The sequence below is a fragment of the Niallia sp. FSL M8-0099 genome, from assembly GCF_038006945.1.
GTDB lineage: Bacteria > Bacillota > Bacilli > Bacillales > Cytobacillaceae > Niallia > Niallia circulans.
Map to the genome: position 1 here is coordinate 1 of NZ_JBBOWF010000006.1, position 18,639 is coordinate 18,639.

General features: G+C 35.2%; 20 protein-coding genes, 1 pseudogene and 1 other annotated feature. Of the genes and pseudogenes, 14 read left to right on the forward strand and 7 right to left on the reverse strand.

From position 1 onward, the window contains the following. Positions 1–211 precede the first annotated feature (211 nt). The 4 genes from tsaE to tsaD are packed head-to-tail and all read left to right on the forward strand — an operon-like array spanning position 212 to position 2,857. Positions 212–667 carry a tRNA (adenosine(37)-N6)-threonylcarbamoyltransferase complex ATPase subunit type 1 TsaE gene (tsaE, locus tag NSQ92_RS26250; protein WP_047943321.1) on the forward strand — a complete coding sequence of 152 codons (456 nt, stop codon included), beginning with the start codon at positions 212–214 and terminating at the stop codon, positions 665–667. Then, positions 664–1,380 (forward strand): tRNA (adenosine(37)-N6)-threonylcarbamoyltransferase complex dimerization subunit type 1 TsaB, encoded by a 717-nt coding sequence (tsaB, locus tag NSQ92_RS26255; protein WP_047943322.1) that lies wholly within the window; start codon positions 664–666, stop codon positions 1,378–1,380. Before tsaE ends, tsaB begins: the two co-directional genes overlap by 4 nt. Next, the gene (gene rimI / locus NSQ92_RS26260; protein ID WP_341153402.1) at positions 1,380–1,826 is read left to right on the forward strand and encodes a ribosomal protein S18-alanine N-acetyltransferase; all 447 of its coding nucleotides are present in this window, start codon (positions 1,380–1,382) and stop codon (positions 1,824–1,826) included. The genes tsaB and rimI overlap by 1 nt, the downstream gene beginning before the upstream one ends. Next, complete coding sequence (gene tsaD, locus NSQ92_RS26265) at positions 1,823–2,857, forward strand: tRNA (adenosine(37)-N6)-threonylcarbamoyltransferase complex transferase subunit TsaD (RefSeq protein WP_061801108.1); 1,035 nt, start codon at positions 1,823–1,825, stop codon at positions 2,855–2,857. Before rimI ends, tsaD begins: the two co-directional genes overlap by 4 nt. A gap of 200 nt (positions 2,858–3,057) precedes the next feature. On the opposite strand, the gene NSQ92_RS26270 is transcribed toward tsaD, so the two are convergent. Beyond that, the gene (locus NSQ92_RS26270; RefSeq protein ID WP_341153403.1) at positions 3,058–4,986 is read right to left on the reverse strand and encodes an ABC-F family ATP-binding cassette domain-containing protein; all 1,929 of its coding nucleotides are present in this window, start codon (positions 4,984–4,986) and stop codon (positions 3,058–3,060) included. 139 nt (positions 4,987–5,125) lie between these two features. On the opposite strand from NSQ92_RS26270, the gene moaC reads away from it, so the two are divergent. Together moaC and NSQ92_RS26280 are read left to right on the forward strand one after the other, a co-directional pair. Continuing rightward, on the forward strand, positions 5,126–5,611 hold the full coding sequence (gene moaC, locus NSQ92_RS26275; RefSeq protein ID WP_341153404.1) for a cyclic pyranopterin monophosphate synthase MoaC: 486 nt from the start codon (positions 5,126–5,128) through the stop codon (positions 5,609–5,611). A gap of 39 nt (positions 5,612–5,650) precedes the next feature. Then, complete coding sequence (locus NSQ92_RS26280) at positions 5,651–6,331, forward strand: redox-sensing transcriptional repressor Rex (protein ID WP_047943327.1); 681 nt, start codon at positions 5,651–5,653, stop codon at positions 6,329–6,331. A gap of 105 nt (positions 6,332–6,436) precedes the next feature. Here the strand turns inward: NSQ92_RS26280 and NSQ92_RS26285 are convergent, their stop codons facing one another. After that, the gene (locus NSQ92_RS26285) at positions 6,437–6,658 is read right to left on the reverse strand and encodes a YdiK family protein (protein WP_341153405.1); all 222 of its coding nucleotides are present in this window, start codon (positions 6,656–6,658) and stop codon (positions 6,437–6,439) included. A gap of 1 nt (position 6,659) precedes the next feature. After that, positions 6,660–7,394: a CPBP family intramembrane glutamic endopeptidase gene (locus tag NSQ92_RS26290; RefSeq protein WP_341153406.1), complete on the reverse strand. Its 735-nt coding sequence runs from the start codon at positions 7,392–7,394 to the stop codon at positions 6,660–6,662. A gap of 355 nt (positions 7,395–7,749) precedes the next feature. On the opposite strand from NSQ92_RS26290, the gene groES reads away from it, so the two are divergent. Continuing rightward, positions 7,750–8,034 carry a co-chaperone GroES gene (groES, locus tag NSQ92_RS26295; RefSeq protein ID WP_047943330.1) on the forward strand — a complete coding sequence of 95 codons (285 nt, stop codon included), beginning with the start codon at positions 7,750–7,752 and terminating at the stop codon, positions 8,032–8,034. Positions 8,035–8,107: 73 nt separating this feature from the next. After that, entirely contained in the window at positions 8,108–9,742 is a 1,635-nt protein-coding gene (gene groL / locus NSQ92_RS26300) for a chaperonin GroEL (protein ID WP_047943331.1), read from the forward strand. Between the two features lie 61 nt (positions 9,743–9,803). Here groL and NSQ92_RS26305 read toward each other — a convergent pair whose 3' ends face one another. Next, positions 9,804–10,322, reverse strand: a complete 519-nt coding sequence (locus NSQ92_RS26305; protein ID WP_341153407.1) for a hypothetical protein — start codon at positions 10,320–10,322, stop codon at positions 9,804–9,806. Between the two features lie 386 nt (positions 10,323–10,708). Further along, positions 10,709–10,944 (forward strand) — a binding site (T-box leader). A 59-nt stretch (positions 10,945–11,003) separates the two neighbouring features. Here NSQ92_RS26305 and NSQ92_RS26310 point away from each other — a divergent pair. Together NSQ92_RS26310 and NSQ92_RS26315 are read left to right on the forward strand one after the other, a co-directional pair. After that, positions 11,004–12,353: an amino acid permease gene (locus NSQ92_RS26310; protein WP_095259364.1), complete on the forward strand. Its 1,350-nt coding sequence runs from the start codon at positions 11,004–11,006 to the stop codon at positions 12,351–12,353. Positions 12,354–12,635: 282 nt separating this feature from the next. Further along, positions 12,636–13,439: an SMI1/KNR4 family protein gene (locus tag NSQ92_RS26315; RefSeq protein WP_095259363.1), complete on the forward strand. Its 804-nt coding sequence runs from the start codon at positions 12,636–12,638 to the stop codon at positions 13,437–13,439. A gap of 189 nt (positions 13,440–13,628) precedes the next feature. Here NSQ92_RS26315 and NSQ92_RS26320 read toward each other — a convergent pair whose 3' ends face one another. After that, the gene (locus NSQ92_RS26320; RefSeq protein ID WP_141231720.1) at positions 13,629–13,751 is read right to left on the reverse strand and encodes a helix-turn-helix transcriptional regulator; all 123 of its coding nucleotides are present in this window, start codon (positions 13,749–13,751) and stop codon (positions 13,629–13,631) included. Between the two features lie 377 nt (positions 13,752–14,128). Between NSQ92_RS26320 and NSQ92_RS26325 the strand changes: the two genes are divergently transcribed. After that, a complete protein-coding gene (locus NSQ92_RS26325) occupies positions 14,129–14,524 on the forward strand; it encodes a VOC family protein (protein ID WP_047943333.1) in 396 nt (131 codons plus the stop codon). 539 nt (positions 14,525–15,063) lie between these two features. On the opposite strand, the gene NSQ92_RS26330 is transcribed toward NSQ92_RS26325, so the two are convergent. Together NSQ92_RS26330 and NSQ92_RS26335 are read right to left on the reverse strand one after the other, a co-directional pair. Further along, positions 15,064–15,204, reverse strand: coding sequence for a hypothetical protein (locus NSQ92_RS26330; RefSeq protein WP_156485486.1), 141 nt, complete (start codon positions 15,202–15,204; stop codon positions 15,064–15,066). Between the two features lie 363 nt (positions 15,205–15,567). After that, complete coding sequence (locus NSQ92_RS26335) at positions 15,568–15,912, reverse strand: hypothetical protein (protein ID WP_061801106.1); 345 nt, start codon at positions 15,910–15,912, stop codon at positions 15,568–15,570. A 182-nt stretch (positions 15,913–16,094) separates the two neighbouring features. Here NSQ92_RS26335 and NSQ92_RS26340 point away from each other — a divergent pair. The 3 genes and pseudogenes from NSQ92_RS26340 to NSQ92_RS26350 all read left to right on the forward strand — a co-directional run. After that, positions 16,095–16,231, forward strand: a pseudogene (locus tag NSQ92_RS26340) (SMR family transporter); the annotation flags it as partial. A gap of 487 nt (positions 16,232–16,718) precedes the next feature. Next, positions 16,719–18,215: a PRD domain-containing protein gene (locus NSQ92_RS26345; protein WP_144546399.1), complete on the forward strand. Its 1,497-nt coding sequence runs from the start codon at positions 16,719–16,721 to the stop codon at positions 18,213–18,215. Further along, positions 18,205–18,639 carry a PTS sugar transporter subunit IIA gene (locus tag NSQ92_RS26350; RefSeq protein WP_047943336.1) on the forward strand — a complete coding sequence of 145 codons (435 nt, stop codon included), beginning with the start codon at positions 18,205–18,207 and terminating at the stop codon, positions 18,637–18,639. The genes NSQ92_RS26345 and NSQ92_RS26350 overlap by 11 nt, the downstream gene beginning before the upstream one ends.

The window sequence follows — 18,639 nt, forward strand, 5'->3', positions numbered from 1 at the left end:
AAACAATGAAAAATCCTTAGGAATGAAACCTAAGGATTTTTTTGTTCGTCTAGGAATTCTTTAAATGGAGAGACTGTGGATAACTAAATAAAAATAAAATCGCAAGATCAGAAGGTTTTCCACAAAAAACAAAAGACTACCTTTAGACTCAGTGGGTAATTGAGTATAATAAAAGATAATACCATTATTAAATTTGTATTAGGAGTAATTTATGAATAACTTTGAATGGAAGGCAGATACTGCGGAAGGAACGATTGATTTTGCTGAGCGGATTGCATGGCTTTTACAAGCAGGAGATGTAATCACTTTAGAAGGTGATTTAGGTGCTGGCAAAACAACTTTTACAAAAGGAATAGCGAAAGGGTTAGGGATAACTAAAACAGTTAATAGTCCTACCTTTACAATAATTAAAGAGTATCAAGGGAAATTACCATTGTATCATATGGATGTTTATCGCTTAAAGGATAGCGATGAGGATTTAGGATTTGATGAGTATTTCGAGGGTGAAGGCGTTACAGTAGTGGAATGGGCTCATTTGATTGAGGAGCAGTTACCAGTGGATTATCTGCAGATTAACTTATACTATGATAATACATCGGGAAGAAAAATTGTCTTATCACCTAAGGGCTCCCGTTATATGCAATTATGTAAGGAGTTATTTTCATGAAGATATTAGCAATAGATACATCAAATTTTGTATTAGGGGTTGCCTTATATGAGAATGGGAAGGTAATCGGGGAGTATATTACAAACCTAAAAAAGAATCATTCGATTAGAGCAATGCCAGCAATTGAACAGTTAATGAAGGACTGTGATATAAAACCAAAGGATCTTTCTAAAATTGTGGTAGCAAAAGGTCCAGGATCTTATACAGGTGTGCGTATTGGTGTTACCATTGCGAAAACGCTGGCTTGGACGTTAAACATCCCACTCGTAGGTGTTTCTAGTTTAGAAGTGCTTGCTGCATCTGTGGGAAGATACTTTGATGGATATGTTTCTCCCTTATTTGATGCGAGAAGAGGACAGATTTACACAGGGCTTTATCAATTTAGCAGAAATGATATCGAGATCGTAAAAAATGATCAGTTAATCCTTTCAACTGATTGGATAGAGGAACTTGTCCCATTAAAACAGCGAATATTGTTTGTAGGAAATGACTTACCTATACACCAAGATATCTTAACAGAAGGATTAGGAGAGTTTGCTCAGTTAACAGATGCTGTGGACTTTAATCCTAGACCGTCGATTCTTGCAATGTTAGGGGAAGCTAGAGAGGGAGAAGCGATACATACGTTTACCCCTAATTATATTCGCTTAGCAGAAGCAGAGGCAAATTGGCTGAAGGCAAATAAAATAGAGAAAAAGGAAGACAGGGGATAATGTCAACATTTGAATTTCGCAATATGACAGTCGCGGATATCGATGATGTTTTTAAAATTGAAACGATTTCTTTTAGTACTCCATGGAGCAAAGAGGCTTTTTATAATGAGCTGACCCAAAATCGGTTTGCAAAATATATTGTCATCCAATATGAAGACGAGCTTGTTGGATATTGTGGTGTATGGATTGTTGTAGATGAAGCACATATTACAAATATCGCTATTCTGCCTGATTTTAGAGGGAAAAAACTTGGTGAAATGCTGCTCACAAAGATTATGGATGAAGCAAGGAAGCTTGGTGCAACTAATATGACACTAGAAGTTCGTGTAACAAATAAAGTAGCACAAAATTTATATAGAAAACTTGGATTTCAAAATGGAGCAATTAGAAAGAAGTATTATACAGATAATCTAGAAGATGCTTTAGTAATGTGGGTGAAATTATGAAGAATAATAATGTAATAATAATGGGCATGGAAACAAGCTGTGATGAGACGGCTGTTTCTATTGTAAAAAACGGAACAGAAATCCTTTCTAATATTGTTTCTTCTCAAATAGAAAGTCATAAACGATTTGGCGGAGTAGTTCCAGAAATTGCTTCAAGACATCATGTGGAGCAGATTACGCTTGTGATTGAAGAGGCCCTCTCGAAAGCACAGATAAGCTATGAGGACATAGATGCTATTGCTGTAACGGAAGGTCCTGGTTTAGTCGGTGCTCTTTTAATAGGTGTAAATGCAGCTAAAGCAATAAGTTTTGCACATGATATCCCCTTAGTTGGTGTACATCATATTGCTGGGCATATTTATGCTAATCGACTTGTGGATAACTTAGAATTCCCTTTATTAGCGCTTGTGGTTTCTGGTGGTCATACCGAATTAGTATTAATGAAAGAGCATGGTCACTTTGAGGTTATTGGAGAAACAAGGGATGATGCGGCTGGCGAAGCATATGATAAAGTCGCAAGAACGCTCCAGCTTCCTTATCCAGGTGGTCCTCATATCGATCGATTAGCAAGCGAGGGAGACCCAAAAGCCGTAAAGCTGCCACGGGCATGGATAGAAGGCACGTATGATTTTAGTTTCAGTGGATTAAAATCTGCAGTTATCAACACTGTGCATAACGCTGAACAACGTGGAGAAGTTATTAGACCAGAGGACTTGGCTGCTAGTTTTCAGGAAAGTGTAGTGGATGTATTAGTTTCAAAGACTATGGAAGCAGCAAAGGAATACAAGGTAAAACAAGTTGTATTAGCGGGCGGTGTTGCTGCTAACAAGGGTTTAAGAACAGTACTTGCAGAGAAATTTGAACAGTTAGAATCTGTAAAGTTAACCATTCCTCCATTATCTTTATGCACAGATAATGCAGCAATGATTGCAGCAGCCGGTACCATTTTCTTCGAAAAAGGACAGCGGGCACAATTGGATTTAAACGGAAATCCAGGATTAGATATAACTATCCACAATGAAAAGGAATAAGCCTTTTTACTTATATGCATAGAAAAGAGTAATTGTGAATAAATATGATGTTATATACATAAAATGTGGATAACGTGTATAACTTATTATTGTTTTGTGGATAATGTGGGTAAATATGTGGAAAGCTTATATAATAACTCTTTAATATGTGGATAATAATGTGGAAAAAAAGTACTGGGTATTGGCATACCCAGTACTTTTTACTTATCTGACAATTCGGTCCATTCATCCATCAAACGATCAATTTGACCTTTTAACTGTTCAAGGCTGTTATTTAGTTCTAAAACCTTGGCATGGTCCTGAAAAATTTCAGGTTCACATAGGAGATTTTCCTGTTCCGATACTTTTAGTTCTAGTTCTTCGATCGTTGTTTCAATTTCTTCAATTCTTCTGATTCTTTGTCTTTCTAGCTTTTTGGCTTCCTTATCCATCTGGTAAGATGTTTTGTCTTCTGTACCATTGTCACGTTCAACCTGAATAGAAGCCGTTGCTTCCAATGCTTTAATCTCTGCTTGTTCTAACTTCTTTTCCACATAATAATCGTAGTCACCTAAGAATTCTGTAGATCCCTCTGCACTTAATTCAATCACTTTTGTTGCGATTCTATTTATAAAATAACGATCATGTGAAACAAATAAAATGGTGCCCGGATAATCAATTAGAGCATTTTCAAGTACTTCTTTACTATCTAAATCTAAATGGTTAGTTGGCTCGTCCAATATTAATACATTGGGTTTTTCCATCATTAATTTGGACAATGCTAAACGCGCTTTTTCCCCGCCGCTTAATGAGTTAACTGTTTTTAAAACATCATCACCTGAGAATAAGAAGTTACCAAGTACCGTTCGGATATCTTTTTCAGGAGTTAGTGGAAAATCATCCCATAATTCATTTAATACGCGTTTGTTTGATGTCAATTCCGCTTGTTCTTGATCATAGTAGCCGATCATTACATTTGATCCAAGTGAAATGGAGCCAGCATGCTTTGGCAGCTTTTCAATAATTGTCTTTAATAAAGTAGATTTACCAACACCGTTTGGTCCGACTAATGCCACACTATCTCCTCGTTTTATTTGGAAGGATATGTGTTTGGATACAGTATTATCTTTATAACCAATAGAAAGATCATCCATTTTTAAAACATCATTTCCTGTTTGTTTTGTAATTTCAAACCCAAAAGAAGCTGATTTTTCATTTCCGTCTGGACGATCCATCCGTTCCATTTTATCCAATGTCTTTCTACGGCTTTGTGCTCTTTTGGTAGTAGATGCACGTGCTAAGTTTTTTTGAATAAATGTTTCTAGTTTGGCAATTTCATCTTGCTGCTTTTCATAAAGTTTCATTTCACGCTCATAATTTTCTGCTTTTTGCTCAAGATAACCGCTATAGTTACCGAGAAACTTTTGAATATGATGTCTAGATATTTCATAGACTTGTGTTACTACTTTGTCAAGGAAGTAACGGTCATGGGAAACGATTAATACGGCTCCTTTATAGCCTTGCAAGTATTGCTCTAACCAGGAAAGTGTTTCAATATCTAAATGGTTAGTCGGCTCATCTAGAATTAAAATATCTGGTGTCGTAAGAAGCAGTTTAGCTAATGCCAGTCTTGTTTTCTGGCCACCACTTAAAGAGGAAATTTTAGTACTGTAATCGAATGTATTAAAGTTAAGTCCGTGTAAAACGGAACGTATATCTGCTTCGTATTGATAGCCGCCACTTTCCTTAAAATCGTATTGCAGATTGTCATATTCTTTTAAAATTTTCTCAAAAGCATCTGGGTTCTCGATAGTGCCAGGATCTGACATCTGTTGTTCCAGTTTTCTTAAATGCTTCTCTTTTATTTGAAGTTCGTGGAATACAGTTAACATCTCATCCCAAATGGAAAGACTTGATTCCAGCCCTGTATTTTGGGCGAGATAGCCTATTTCGACATTTTTCGGTTTTATGATTTCACCAGAGTCATGAGACAGTTGTCCAGCAATTATTTTTAATAAGGTAGACTTCCCAGCACCATTTCTTCCCACGAGAGCGATTCTATCTCTTGCTTGTACTTCTAATTTTATATTTGATAAGATAAGTTCAGCTCCAAAGTGCTTGGTTAGCTGATTTACTTGTAATAGTATCATTTCTTCACCTCAGGGGATTATGTACCATAAGTGTAACCTAAAAATACGTTATACTGCAATAAAGGTGAAATGGGAAAAAAGTGATAATAAATACACATTCTCTTTAAAATAGTGTATCATTTTGCTTAGAGGTGTTATTATGGGGGAGTTTACACATTTTAATCATGAGGGCCGTGCAAAAATGGTTGATATCTCAGAAAAAAGTGAAACCGTTCGCATAGCTGTTGCTCAATCTAGCATTAAAGTAAGGGAAGAAATCTATCAGAAAATCACAAATCTAGAAATCAAAAAAGGGGATGTCTTAGCTGTTGGGCAAGTGGCAGGAATTATGGCTGCTAAGAAAACGGCTGATATTATCCCTATGTGTCACCCAATTATGTTGAAGGGTGTCGATATATTGTTTCGATGGGAAGAAGAGGCAGGATTTTTCCACCTAATTATTTCAGCAACGGTAAAGACAGTTGGGAGTACGGGTGTGGAAATGGAAGCCTTAACTGCTGCTTCTGTCACAGCGTTAACTATTTATGATATGTGTAAAAGCATGGATAAAGGGATGGTAATTGGGCACACCTATTTAGTCGAGAAATCGGGTGGAAAAAGCGGCAATTACAAAAGAGAGCAGTAGAAATAACTGCTAATTTTTAAATATAGGTAGGGGATAAGTATGCATAATGAAGTAATGAAAATACCGCAGGCAACAGCGAAGCGGTTACCATTATATTATCGTTTTTTAAAAAACTTGCATTCATCGGGAAAGCAGAGAGTTTCTTCCGCTGAATTAAGTGAAGCAGTCAAGGTTGATTCTGCTACGATAAGACGGGATTTTTCATATTTTGGTGCTCTTGGAAAAAAAGGATATGGTTATAATGTAAACTATTTATTGTCATTTTTCCGTAAAACATTAGATCAAGATGAACTAACAAAGGTTGCTTTAATTGGTGTTGGTAATCTGGGGGTTGCCTTTTTAAAATATAACTTCTTAAAAAATAATAACACAAAAATAGAAGTGGGATTCGATGTGATAGAAGAAAAGATTGGCACTTTAGTGAACGATGTGCCGATTCATCATATGGATGATCTAGAGAAAGTTCTGCAAGAAAATGGAGTAGAAGTGGCGATATTAACGGTTCCTGCAAGTGCTGCTCAGATAATTACTGATCGTTTAGTGGAAAGTAATATTAAAGGGATATTGAACTTTACTCCTGCTCGTCTAAATGTGCCATCAAATGTACGAGTTCATCATATTGACTTAGCAGTAGAGCTGCAATCTCTTGTTTATTTCTTAAAACATTATCCTACTCCGGATGCGGAAGTAGAAGTAGAGGCTGAGGAAACGGAAGAATAAAAAGGAAATGCGTGTATAAGAGTGTAGAGGGAACTACATTCTTATACACGCATTTTTTTGAGAAATTTTTGCTCGTTGATTTCCAACAGAAGCCAACGGACTTGATTATTGTTTTGGTTTTTTAGTGTCGCGTTGTTTTTTTTTCAGGAAAAAGTGAAAATTGATTAGCTTAATTCCTGAACCGATATCAAAGGTCGCGAGGATGACTAGTAAATATGTATAAAATCCCCATTCTTGGTTTCGTTGTAAATCATGTACTGCAAAGTATATAAAGAAAGCTCCGAATATAATATATAGAACTCCTGAAAATAGCGGTGATCTTCTCATTTTATAAAAATCCTCCAATAAAGTGTGTGACGCCTGAGTACTTTTCCTGCCATTCGATAATTCTATCATAGTTTAATTGCATGATAACTACGAATGAATTCATTGCGACATGGGCGAAGATTGGCACAAGAATCCTTTTGGTCCTCACATATAGGAAAGCAAATGTAAATCCCATGCTTGCATATAGTAGAATATGGGAGAAATCTCTATGAGCAACCGCAAAGATAAGGGAGCTAATTAGTGCAGAGATAAAAAATCCTAACCGCTTATATAGGGAACCGAAAATAATTTTACGAAACACAATTTCCTCGAGAATGGGTCCAATCATACTTACTACGATAATGACAAGAGGTGCAGCATTAATAAGCTGCATGATTTGCTCTGTGTTTTCCGATCCAGCTTCTATGCCTAATAGTCGTTCGATTATGCCTGCGAAGGTTTGTGCAAATAAAGATAGAAAAATGCCCCCGATTGCCCAGCCGATAGAAGAAGGAATATTCATCATATCGGAACGCATTGGATTTCTCATTTCTTTTCTTAACAGAAAAAGACAGATTATAAGGGTAACGACAAAACTAAATATCAACCAAATAACGTTAGATTGGAATTGAATCGCTTTAGATGCTGGGTTATACCCAAGCAAACCAGCGATAAAAAGAATAACAGGAACTCCAACAAAAGTAGAGAGCTGCATGGCAATGTAAGCTATTATGATAATCCAATATTCTTTTTTCAAAATAAAAGCTCCTTTAAATAAATATGGTTTAAAAGTTTGTGACATAGGAATTATATCTAAGCTGATCTGTTCATATTATATTGAAGATAACAGACAATCATACTTTCTATTCTACTAATAAGGAGTGTCTTGTTTCAAATAGTAGCAACTAAAATAATAGAAAGAATGAATATTTAAGGCGTAAAGGTATATACTTTGTAAGGGCAAAAGAAACTAGAAAAAAATTTACGAAAAAATAAGTCTTGTCTCTTGCATTCTGAGAAAAGATTAATTAATATAATAATTGTGTTAGCACTCATTGTGATTGAGTGCTAATAATAAAAAATTTGTATATAATTTGAGGAGGTTGTTTCACTTGTTAAAGCCATTAGGAGATCGCATTATTATTGAGCTTGTTGAAACAGAAGAAAAAACTGCAAGTGGTATCGTATTACCAGACTCTGCTAAAGAAAAGCCTCAAGAAGGTAAAGTAGTAGCTGTAGGAACTGGTCGTGTACTAGACAACGGAGAACGTGCTGCGCTTGAAGTATCTGTTGATGACCGCATTATCTTCTCAAAATACTCTGGTACTGAAGTGAAGTACGAAGGGAAAGAATATTTAATCCTTCGCGAAAGCGACATTTTAGCTATTATTGGCTAACTTTATTTTAACATAAGAGATTACTGAATTATAAAAATACATGAGATAACAATACTTGAGGAGGTTTTTCAAAATGGCTAAAGATATTAAATTTAGTGAAGAAGCTCGCCGTGCAATGCTGCGTGGGGTAGACGCTCTAGCAGACGCTGTTAAAGTAACGCTTGGACCAAAAGGACGCAACGTGGTTCTTGAAAAAAAATATGGTTCACCACTTATTACAAATGATGGTGTAACAATTGCAAAAGAAATCGAATTAGAAGATGCATTCGAAAACATGGGTGCAAAACTAGTTGCAGAAGTAGCAAGCAAAACAAATGATGTTGCTGGAGACGGTACAACAACAGCAACAGTTCTAGCACAAGCAATGATCCGCGAAGGACTTAAAAACGTTACTGCTGGAGCTAACCCAATGGGTATCCGTAAAGGGATGGACAGAGCAATCTCAACTGCGATTGAGGAATTAAAAGCTATCTCTAAACCAATCGAAGGCAAAGCTTCTATTGCACAAGTTGCTGCTATTTCTTCTGCAGATGAAGAAGTAGGACAATTAATTGCTGAAGCAATGGAACGCGTTGGTAACGACGGTGTTATCACAATCGAAGAATCAAAAGGTTTCACTACTGAGCTAGACGTAGTAGAAGGTATGCAGTTCGACCGTGGATATGTATCACCTTACATGGTAACTGACTCAGATAAAATGGAAGCTGTTCTTGAAAATCCATATATCTTAATTACAGATAAAAAGATTACAAACATTCAAGAAATTTTACCAGTGTTAGAGCAAGTTGTTCAACAAGGTAAACCATTATTAATCGTTGCAGAAGACGTTGAAGGCGAAGCAAATGCTACATTAGTATTAAACAAACTTCGCGGTACTTTCACTGCAGTAGCTGTTAAAGCTCCTGGATTCGGTGATCGTCGTAAAGCAATGCTAGAAGATATCGCTGTTTTAACAGGTGGTCAAGTAATCACAGAAGATCTTGGCTTAGAGCTTAAGACAACATCTATTGAATCTTTAGGACGCGCTGCAAAAGTAGTAATCACAAAAGAGACTACTACAATTGTAGAAGGTGCTGGTTCAACAGAAGATATCCAAGCACGTGTAAACCAAATCCGTGTTCAATTAGAAGAAACTACTTCTGAATTTGACCGTGAAAAATTACAAGAACGTCTTGCAAAACTTTCTGGCGGTGTAGCAGTAGTGAAAGTTGGAGCTGCAACAGAAACAGAATTAAAAGAACGCAAACTACGTATCGAAGATGCTCTAAACTCTACTCGCGCTGCTGTGGAAGAAGGTATCGTAGCAGGTGGTGGTACAGCACTTCTAAACGTATACAATAAAGTAGCTGCTATCCAAGCAGAAGGCGACGAAGCAACTGGTATCAACATCGTTCTACGCGCGATCGAAGAACCAGTTCGTCAAATCGCATTCAACGCAGGTCTAGAAGGATCCGTAATCGTTGAGAAATTGAAAAACGAACCAGTGGGAACAGGATTCAACGCTGCTAACGGCGAATGGGTAAACATGATCGAAGCTGGTATCGTTGATCCAACTAAAGTTACTCGTTCTGCCTTACAAAACGCAGGTTCAGTTGCTGCTATGTTCTTAACAACAGAAGCTGTAGTTGCTGACAAGCCAGAACCAGCTGGTCAAGGTGCTGCAATGCCTGACATGGGTGGCATGGGCGGAATGGGCGGCATGATGTAATCTGCCCCTTGATAGATAAGGATCTGTTGGTAAGGTGAGAGTGATTTGCTAACATAGAGGTTTATAACGGAGGCTTCTCATTAGTTCTGTGAACTTTTGGGAAGCTTCTTTTTTCTGTCTTTAGTAATGTGAAGATAAACTTGTGTTGTTGTTTCATCTTCTTTATGTCCCAATCGATCCATGATATGAAGTAATTCAACTCCTGTCTGCTAAAAGAGAAGTGTGTGTCTGCTTTAATGAATGAGGGCTTAATGGTTTTTTTGTGGATATCTGGCGTTTTCTTTAGTAAGCTCTCCATTCGGTTTTCAATTGTCTTAATAAAATGTGGATAACCAAAATAAGGCGCATTTAGTCTTCCAAAAACGAAATCTTTATCATAATAGTCTTTCCCTAATTGTAGTTTTATTTCCTTTTGGGGAAGTTGATGTTTTTTTAGTGTATTATTAACTTCTTCTACTTCTATTTTTCGAATTGATCCTTTTTTTGGAGGAATTAGTTGAAAGTTCTTTGTATTATAATACGTTTTATTAACGTTAATGGTATGTTCTTCAAAGTCAATATCTTTCCATTTAAGGGCCATATCCCCAGCTCGCAATCCAGTCCAAGCAAGAGTTAAGAAAATTACATAGTCATCTGGATGTTCCGAATTTTTAGCTACATCAAGGAATATTTTTAACTCATCATTTTCAAGGTGAAGGTCATCTTTCTCTTTCCAAAAGAAAGATTGTGAAGAATTGACTTAGTCACTAACCGGGGAGCTTTACTTGTTGCCGCTTGCAAGTTTCCCGGGGATTAAGCATCAGATTTTATTTTAGATAGTATTTTCCTGATTTATTTATATAACTGTGTCACCACATTTTCTTATGATTTGTTTCTTTTAATTTATTATCTTGAAAAAAATGTTGACAAATTCACGTCTTGTCCGTATAGTATTGGATATTATAAAAAATATTCAGATATAATTTTCACAACGCAAAGATCAGGAGTAGTAAAAGCTCATTATTCGGTTAAGAGAGCTGCGGGTTGGTGCAACGCAGTCCAATGATACTTTGAACTTGCCTGGGAGTGGTAAAGCGAAAGATTAGAGTTCATCTATTCCTGGTTTTAACGATTGACCTTCGTTACAAGGTTTTTTAAAGTAGGGTTCGAAAAGGGCCAATAAGAGTGGTACCGCGGTAAGCTTAAGGCATATCGTCTCTTTCTTCATAATCAAATGAAGAAGGGACGATATGCCTTTTATGATTTTTTTGGAGGTTAGGATATGGAAACGGATAAACGGAATTTACAAAGGACAATGACTTCAAGGCATATTACGATGATGGCATTAGGTGGAGCCATTGGGGCAGGTTTATTTAAAGGAAGCAGTTCAGCAATTGATATGGCAGGTCCATCCACAATAATTGCCTACTTGATAGGGGGCATCATTCTATTATTCATCATGCAAGGTTTAGCTGAAATGGCGGTCCGCAATAGCGGTGCAAGAACATTCAGGGATCTTGTCCAATCTATTTTAGGAAAGTATCCTGCCTATTTCCTTGATTGGATCTATTGGAAAATGTGGGTATTGAACATCACGGCCGAATCAATCGTTGCGGCTATTTTCATTCAATATTGGCTGCCTGAATATCCAATCTGGATACTGGCATTAGCTGTTTCGGTGTTAGTTACAGCAATCAACTTGCTATCAGTAAAGGTTTTTGCTGAAACGGAGTACTGGCTTGCTTTAATTAAAATAACCGTCATCATTGTGTTCATCATGGCTGGATTATTGTTGCTGCTCGTTACTTTTGGTGATCATACAGCAGTTGGTTTCTCTAACTTGACTGATCATGGCGGTTTCTTTCCGAATGGATCAACTGGTTTAATCACGGCGATGCTGGTGGTAATTTATTCATATGGCGGGACAGAAATTATCGGGGTCACATTGGCAGAAACGAAAAATCCCGAAAAAGTAGTTCCAAAAGCCGTTCGGAGTACATTGGTCAGAATCATTTCTTTCTATATCATTCCATTTTTTATCATTGTTAGTTTAATTCCTTGGAACGAAGTAAACGGGGTGCCTGAAAGTCCGTTTGTGATGGTCTTTCAAATGATAGGGATTCCAGGTGCTGACCATATTATGAACGCCGTTGTTCTAATAGCGATTATTTCATCGATGAATTCTGGATTGTATGGTTCATCCCGCGTTCTATATACGCAAGCCGTGGACGGCCGCATTCCGAAAATCTTTTCAAGTTTATCCAAGAAGAAAGTTCCTGTTTTTGCAATATTAATTTGTACTTCTACTTTATTTGGCGGTGTACTGATTTCCTTATTTGCTGGAAGCAAGACCTTCGATTTTCTGATGGGATCACTGGGATATACCGTATTATTCATCTGGTTGATCATTGCCTTCGCCCATTTGAAATCACGTAAACAACAGCCTGGAAAAACGAGCGCCTATTCAGTTAAATGGTTCCCATATACGACTTGGGCTGCGATTATCGCTTTAATTATGATCCTGATTGGAATCATTCTCACGACATCCATCATCGTAACGATCATAACACTTTTCATCTACATCTTTATTACCTTAACGTATGTATGGAAAAGACGCCTTAACAAAATCTAGCAGAAGTGATAATTAAATAGTTCAATAGGGAGCGAAAAATTCTTATAAAAAAGTCAAAGAGTTATTAATAGATAATCCATTTTGAATAATCTTTCTTCAAAATGGATTTTTTGTATTCTTTGATAAAATAAAAAGCAAATATATTTTAATCAATCTTTATTTCGAAGCTACAGAAAGGAATATCTATCTATAATAAAGAAAACTCCTATTAGTAAGTAGTAAGGAAGGGAGGGAGGAAAGAAAGTATGAACGGACAATTTTTAAAAAAGAGGGAGAAAAAATATGAATATTTGGAAGGGTGGGGCTAATGATTATACGTTAGATGACTTAGTTCAAGATGATATTATACTTGCAGAAAAACATTTTAATGTAAAATTACCTAAATCATATATTGATTTATTAAAAATTAAAAATGGTGGAACATTACAATATAATGCGCTACCATTCAAACAGAATCATGAGGAAGATGATAATTATATTATAATAGAGTATTTATTTGGAATTAAGCAGGGTGAGGGAATATTTCAAACGAAATACTTTGTGGAAGAATGGCAAATTGAACGAGAAAATATAATAATACTTAGTGGAGAGGGTCATGAGTGGCTAGCATTAGATTATAATGAGTCTTCTTCTAATCCAAGTGTAATTTACATATTTTCAGAGGAAAATGAATTTATCCGCTTATTCGATTCATTTGATGAAATGTTAGATAATTTGTACATATACGAGGAAGAGGAGGAAGAAGTAGATGGTGCTATTGTTTTCACCTTAGAAGAAGCCAGAGAACTAATAAAAAGTAGTGATACTACGGATGTTTTAAATGGTATCAGTGCTTATGAAAAATTATATGGTGAAGATGGAAAAGTTCTTAATGAACAACTTCAGAATTTATTAGTTTTAATAAAAAGTGAAAATGAAATTATTTCAAATGCAGCAGGGAGATCTGCATGGTATTTAATAACCTATGAGTTAACAAACGATAAACAATTCATAAATAAAATAGTAAGAATATATGAGGAAAGTACAAATCCAGTATTTAAACTATTTAGAGAACAGATATTAGAATATATAGAAGGTAATAAGTAATTGGATATTATATGTATAGCAAAACAGTCATCGTAAAAGATGACTGTTTATTGTTTGTAGGAGAAATTTGGAAAAATGGAGGATCTTGGTTGGATCAGCAACACTAGCAGAGGGTTTTTAGTCTTCCAAAATATACAAGTTATTTACAATATGATTAAGTATTTTAGTGATCTTATAAGCCTTTTATATTCAAGGGTAATCCCTATTATTTTCAAAATCGTTCAATTGCTGATGAGAACTTCTTACCTGTTGAGCAACATATTTCTGCATTAATCCTTTAGCCTTTCTTATTACACCTATCTGAGATTTCATATTTTAAACTTCCTTATGGCTAACTTCCTATTTATATTCATTATTCCAACATTATTCCTTCTGTCTTATAAAAGTATGTAGATAACGTAATTTATTATAAAAAAGCCAGCATGTATTTGTAATATGAAGCTTCCAGTTAAAAAACAATGGATAATTCATTCCTAACTAAAAGGCATGTAAGAATGGATGGTCGGAGATGAGAAGAGTTGCAGAGAGTATTTTAAAAAGGAATATTAGCTTTGCCCAATTTTAACCAACAAAAAACAAATAAAATATTTTTCTAAGGATATTCTCAAAGAACGTTGTTTTTAAATAATTGTAGCTCTAAAATTATCTGATAAAATAATCGATATAGATTTAGAAAAGGAGGGCATCCATTGTCAAAAGGTCTTATTCACCATATTGAAATATATGTTTCAAATTTGAAAAGTTCAATCGCTTTTTGGGGGTGGTTTTTAGAGGAATTAGGATATGAGTCTTTTCAGTCGTGGGAAAGTGGACATAGCTGGAAAATTGGAGAGACATATATTGTTTTCGTACAAGCAGAAGAACGGTTTATGGACATACCTTACCATAGATGTCGGGTAGGACTAAACCATTTGGCATTCCACGCAAGTTCTCGTCAACAAATAGACGATATGACAAGAAAGTTAGAACGAAAGGGTGTTAAGATCCTTTATACCGACAAACATCCCTATGCAGGAGGGGAAAAACATTACGCGGTTTATTTTGAAGATCCGGATAGAATTAAGGTTGAATTGGTAGCACCTTGACCACTATATTTATAGAGCTTTTAACATCTCAACAGTTGTGTAACTGGATTTTTGACATGCTAAAATAGTATTTCATTAAAGAATAGAACATTTATAAGGAATAAAAAGTGATGGAAAAACTCCATCACTTTATAGGCTTCTCATCAGTTCACCAAGCTTTTGAGAGGCTTCTTTTTTTCTGTCATTAGTAATGTGTATGTTCCTACCGGTCCATGATTTGAAGTAATTCATTTCCTGCTTCTGCTAAAAGAAAAGTGTGTATGTCTTAATGAATGAGGGGTTAATCGTTTGTGGATAGCTGGCGTTAATGGTATGTTCTCCAAAGTCAATACCTTTCCACTTAAAGGCTTATAATCCTTCAGCCCGCAATCTAGGTATAGGCAAGAATTAAGAAAATTACATAGTCATTTGGATATTCGAGCTTTTGGCTGTATCAAGGAATATCATCATTTTTAATCCTTCGGGAGGGAGAGAAGGAAAGGCATAATTGTTTCATAAAAGTAAATCAATAAAGGTTCCAATGTATTACTGTACAAAATTTAATAAGCCCAGCACGGAACTGGATGTTCTGAACCACCACAGTCAGAAATCATTGGTTTCACATCTGAACCAAATACTGGTGATGACACAGAGAAAATTAATCCAAAAACCATTGTAATTTTCAAGAGATTTTTTTTCATGAATTCACCGCCTTTCAAACGTAATAAGTATATTTATGGTATATCAAATACTGGAATTATTAAAGGAATAGAATTCCACAAAAAACTAAAAGATTCGACATGAAGTGAAAACAGATAACTAAAGTGAAGCAAGGAGGAGTATAGTTGGCTAAGGTTTTAGACGATGTCGTGGGAGTATGGTGTTTTTGTTTGATATAGAAAATGAAGACATCGTTTTCATGAAATTAACAAGAATTAGATACGGAAATATGTGATGGACGAAAGCTAATAGTTAAACGTAAAGAAAGTAGATAATAGCTGTGCGATCGGAAAAGAAAAGCTCTAATTTAATCAAAAAGCGTGAGAGAATTCACGCTTCTATTATTACTGACGCTTTTTTAATTGGAGATTCCCTTTAAAGATAATAACAGCATTGAAAGCTTCATATAAAGCATAAACGGGATAGCAAAATGCTAGGAAAATTATTGCTGTGGGGATTTTTTCCACAACAGGAAAGAAGTTAGTTAAAAAGTTTTTGACAGTGACACCAAGTAAAATAAAGAGAGGAATTATGATTATTGCTACTAAAATTAATATTGGTGTCATCTTCGTTTCTTTTAACTTGGCCTTACAATGCGGGCATTTCATATTAAATGGTGATGGAAAATCTTCAAAATGTTCGATTGTAAGAGATTTATTACAGTTAGGGCATGGGGTAGATGTTTTCATAATTCATTTCTTTCTCCTTAGTATAGTTTTAAATACATTATAAGTTGTAATTATTTTAATAGAAAGTAAATTTTATACAAAAATCAACTTAAATGAACAGTACAAAACTTATCCGCAGAAAGGAGAGTAAGAGATGATCAATAAAGAAGTATGTTGACGAGAACTTCTAGACTATAGTTGGTTTATTTAGCTCAGGGTTTGGCTTACGTTTTATTTTACTTGCCTATGTAATGGAAATCCAATGGGAACAGCGTATGTAATATGGACTGGAATAGGTGCATCTGGAGGACCAATTTTAGGAATGGTATTATATAATGAAAGGAACAGAATTTGCTATTAATCAAAGTTGTGCGGACATGGAAGAAGATGAAAACCCTATATCAACCAAATAGAAAAAATTCGCAGGATTTACAATCATAATTTAAAAGAATTAGTATAAATAAAATCTTGCCAAATGGCAGGGTTTATTTTATTTTTGTATTTTTGGTGATCTTAAGAAATATAAGCTACTAAAAAGGAATCTTCCTGTAGAAAGGATATGACGGTATCAATGTTTAAAAAAAAGACGCCTAATAAGTTCGCTGAACTTATTAGGCGTCTCTGTTTCTTTTTATAACATGAATAAACACACTACAGGTGTAGATGGGCTTTGTCCACCATAAACCATTTATGCATAATGCTTTGTCAGTCTGACGATGGAAAGAAATCACCTAAAGATTCTATGAAAAAATGACCGTTGCAACGGTCATTTTCCAGCGAAGCGTATGTTATTGTATAGGTTAATATAATAGCAAGGAGGCAAGGAGATGAGTTCTAAAAGTAATTATGAACAAGATCTGTTACTGTTTCTTTCAAAGACTCAAGGATATGTTACTTCGAAGGAACTCCTTGAAGTACTAAATGTTTCTCAAAAAACAGTCTATCGTTTAGTAAATAAAATTAATGACGAGTACGAGGATGGCCCTTTAATCATATCTGAAAGAGGGAGAGGATATAAACTAGATTACGAAAAATTTATTCATGCACAAAAAAGCAATTATAAAGACAAGAAAATGCAGTTTTCTCCTCAAGAGAGACGTAAACGAATAATGGAACAACTATTATTGTCTTCGCCGAAACCTATAAATGTTTATCATTTATTTAGTGACTATTATGTAGGAGACTCTGTTGCTTTTAATGATGAACAAATAATGAGTGAAGAGCTAAAAAAATACAATTTAGTTTTAGAGCGAAAAAATAGAACTTTAGCCATTCTTGGGGATGAAGTGAATATTAGGAAGGCAATTAAAGATATTATTGAGATCTTTCATATTATTGATATTGATGATTTAAAGCGGAATCCGAAATTGAATTTTAATCAATACGATGTCTTATTTATATTGGAGCAATTGAGAAAGATGGAAGAGGATTTAAACATAACGATTCCTTATCCATATAATGTGAATATTTTTTCTCATTTATATATACTTTTGAGCCGATCAAGGAAAGTTCCTATCAGGTTATTTACTGATGAGATTTCTTCTAAAGAAATGGAAAACATGCAGCGAGATATTTTGTATCCGCTTGCTAAGATGATTGTGCAGAATATCGAGAAATATTTGAACAGTCCTTTGCCAGATATGGAAGTGTATTTTCTTTATCAATATCTAGTGTCATCAAGAATGCAGGGATCGCATGCTATTACTGCTACTTTTTCATCAGAAGTGATTAGAGTAACGAAGGCCTATATTGAAGGAATGAGCACCAGCTTAGGAATGGATATAGACAGCCAGTGTCAGTCTATATTTGTCGATTTAGCCAATCATATTAAACCAATGCTGAATCGATTGGAGCACAAGATTCGGGTTAAAAATAATTTGTTAAGTCAGATTAAGTTGACGTATGAAGAAGTATTTATGGGGGTAAGGAAGGTTTCTGGATCGATTAGTGAAAAATTCAACTTACCAGCGATAAATGATGATGAAAATGGTTTTATCACCCTCTATTTTGCAAAGGCGCTGGAAACGAGACAATATCAGCATCCAATCAAAACATTAATCATGTGTACAACGGGGATTGGAACTTCAGAACTTCTAAGAGCAAAGGTTTCCAAGAAATTCCCCGAGTTAGAAATAGTGGATGTAGTGGCATCACGAAATACACAGATATTAAAAGAGAAGTACTCAGATGCTGAATTGATTTTAAGTACAGTTCATATGAAGGAAGAAGTAGCTATTCCTTATTTATTAGTTAGTGCAATGTTTACAATGGATGATCAGAAGAGACTTCAGGGGAAAATAGAGGAAATTTACCATGGATATTAATTCAATCTATCAAGTTTATTTTAATTGTGAGTTAAAAACAAAAGAAGAAGTCTACTCTTTTATTTCTAAGATTGTTTCACAAGATAATCCTATATCAAAAGAGGAAGTGATCCATCAATTAAATGAGAGAGATAAAATAGGCAGTACGTTAATCGCAGAGCATGTAATGCTGCCACATATTGAAAGTGATCAACTCAAGAAAAGTCAAATTCTATTTATCCGTTTAGTAAATCCAATCATAACATGGGATCAGTCAAAAGACATCTGTCTAGTGATTATTATTTTATTAAAGAAAAATGAAAGCGTTAATATAAAGAAACGCATCTCTTCATTTATCCGATCTTTTGCAGATGAAGAGTATCTAAACCGCTTATTGAAAAGTCATGAAGAAGAAGAATTCAGCGAAGAAATTATAGGATATTAG

Bases quoted from the DNA above. Each gene is read 5' to 3' on its own strand.
- NSQ92_RS26330 (WP_156485486.1), bottom strand. From the start codon at position 15,204: ATGAAAAAAAATCTCTTGAAAATTACAATGGTTTTTGGATTAATTTTC.
- rimI (WP_341153402.1), top strand. From the start codon at position 1,380: ATGTCAACATTTGAATTTCGCAATATGACAGTCGCGGATATCGATGAT.
- NSQ92_RS26345 (WP_144546399.1), top strand. From the start codon at position 16,719: ATGAGTTCTAAAAGTAATTATGAACAAGATCTGTTACTGTTTCTTTCA.
- NSQ92_RS26280 (WP_047943327.1), top strand. From the start codon at position 5,651: ATGCATAATGAAGTAATGAAAATACCGCAGGCAACAGCGAAGCGGTTA.
- NSQ92_RS26305 (WP_341153407.1), bottom strand. From the start codon at position 10,322: ATGGCCCTTAAATGGAAAGATATTGACTTTGAAGAACATACCATTAAC.
- tsaD (WP_061801108.1), top strand. From the start codon at position 1,823: ATGAAGAATAATAATGTAATAATAATGGGCATGGAAACAAGCTGTGAT.
- NSQ92_RS26335 (WP_061801106.1), bottom strand. From the start codon at position 15,912: ATGAAAACATCTACCCCATGCCCTAACTGTAATAAATCTCTTACAATC.
- NSQ92_RS26285 (WP_341153405.1), bottom strand. From the start codon at position 6,658: ATGAGAAGATCACCGCTATTTTCAGGAGTTCTATATATTATATTCGGA.
- tsaE (WP_047943321.1), top strand. From the start codon at position 212: ATGAATAACTTTGAATGGAAGGCAGATACTGCGGAAGGAACGATTGAT.
- tsaB (WP_047943322.1), top strand. From the start codon at position 664: ATGAAGATATTAGCAATAGATACATCAAATTTTGTATTAGGGGTTGCC.
- NSQ92_RS26315 (WP_095259363.1), top strand. From the start codon at position 12,636: ATGAATATTTGGAAGGGTGGGGCTAATGATTATACGTTAGATGACTTA.
- NSQ92_RS26350 (WP_047943336.1), top strand. From the start codon at position 18,205: ATGGATATTAATTCAATCTATCAAGTTTATTTTAATTGTGAGTTAAAA.
- NSQ92_RS26320 (WP_141231720.1), bottom strand. From the start codon at position 13,751: ATGAAATCTCAGATAGGTGTAATAAGAAAGGCTAAAGGATTAATGCAG.
- groL (WP_047943331.1), top strand. From the start codon at position 8,108: ATGGCTAAAGATATTAAATTTAGTGAAGAAGCTCGCCGTGCAATGCTG.
- NSQ92_RS26270 (WP_341153403.1), bottom strand. From the start codon at position 4,986: ATGATACTATTACAAGTAAATCAGCTAACCAAGCACTTTGGAGCTGAA.
- moaC (WP_341153404.1), top strand. From the start codon at position 5,126: ATGGGGGAGTTTACACATTTTAATCATGAGGGCCGTGCAAAAATGGTT.
- NSQ92_RS26310 (WP_095259364.1), top strand. From the start codon at position 11,004: ATGGAAACGGATAAACGGAATTTACAAAGGACAATGACTTCAAGGCAT.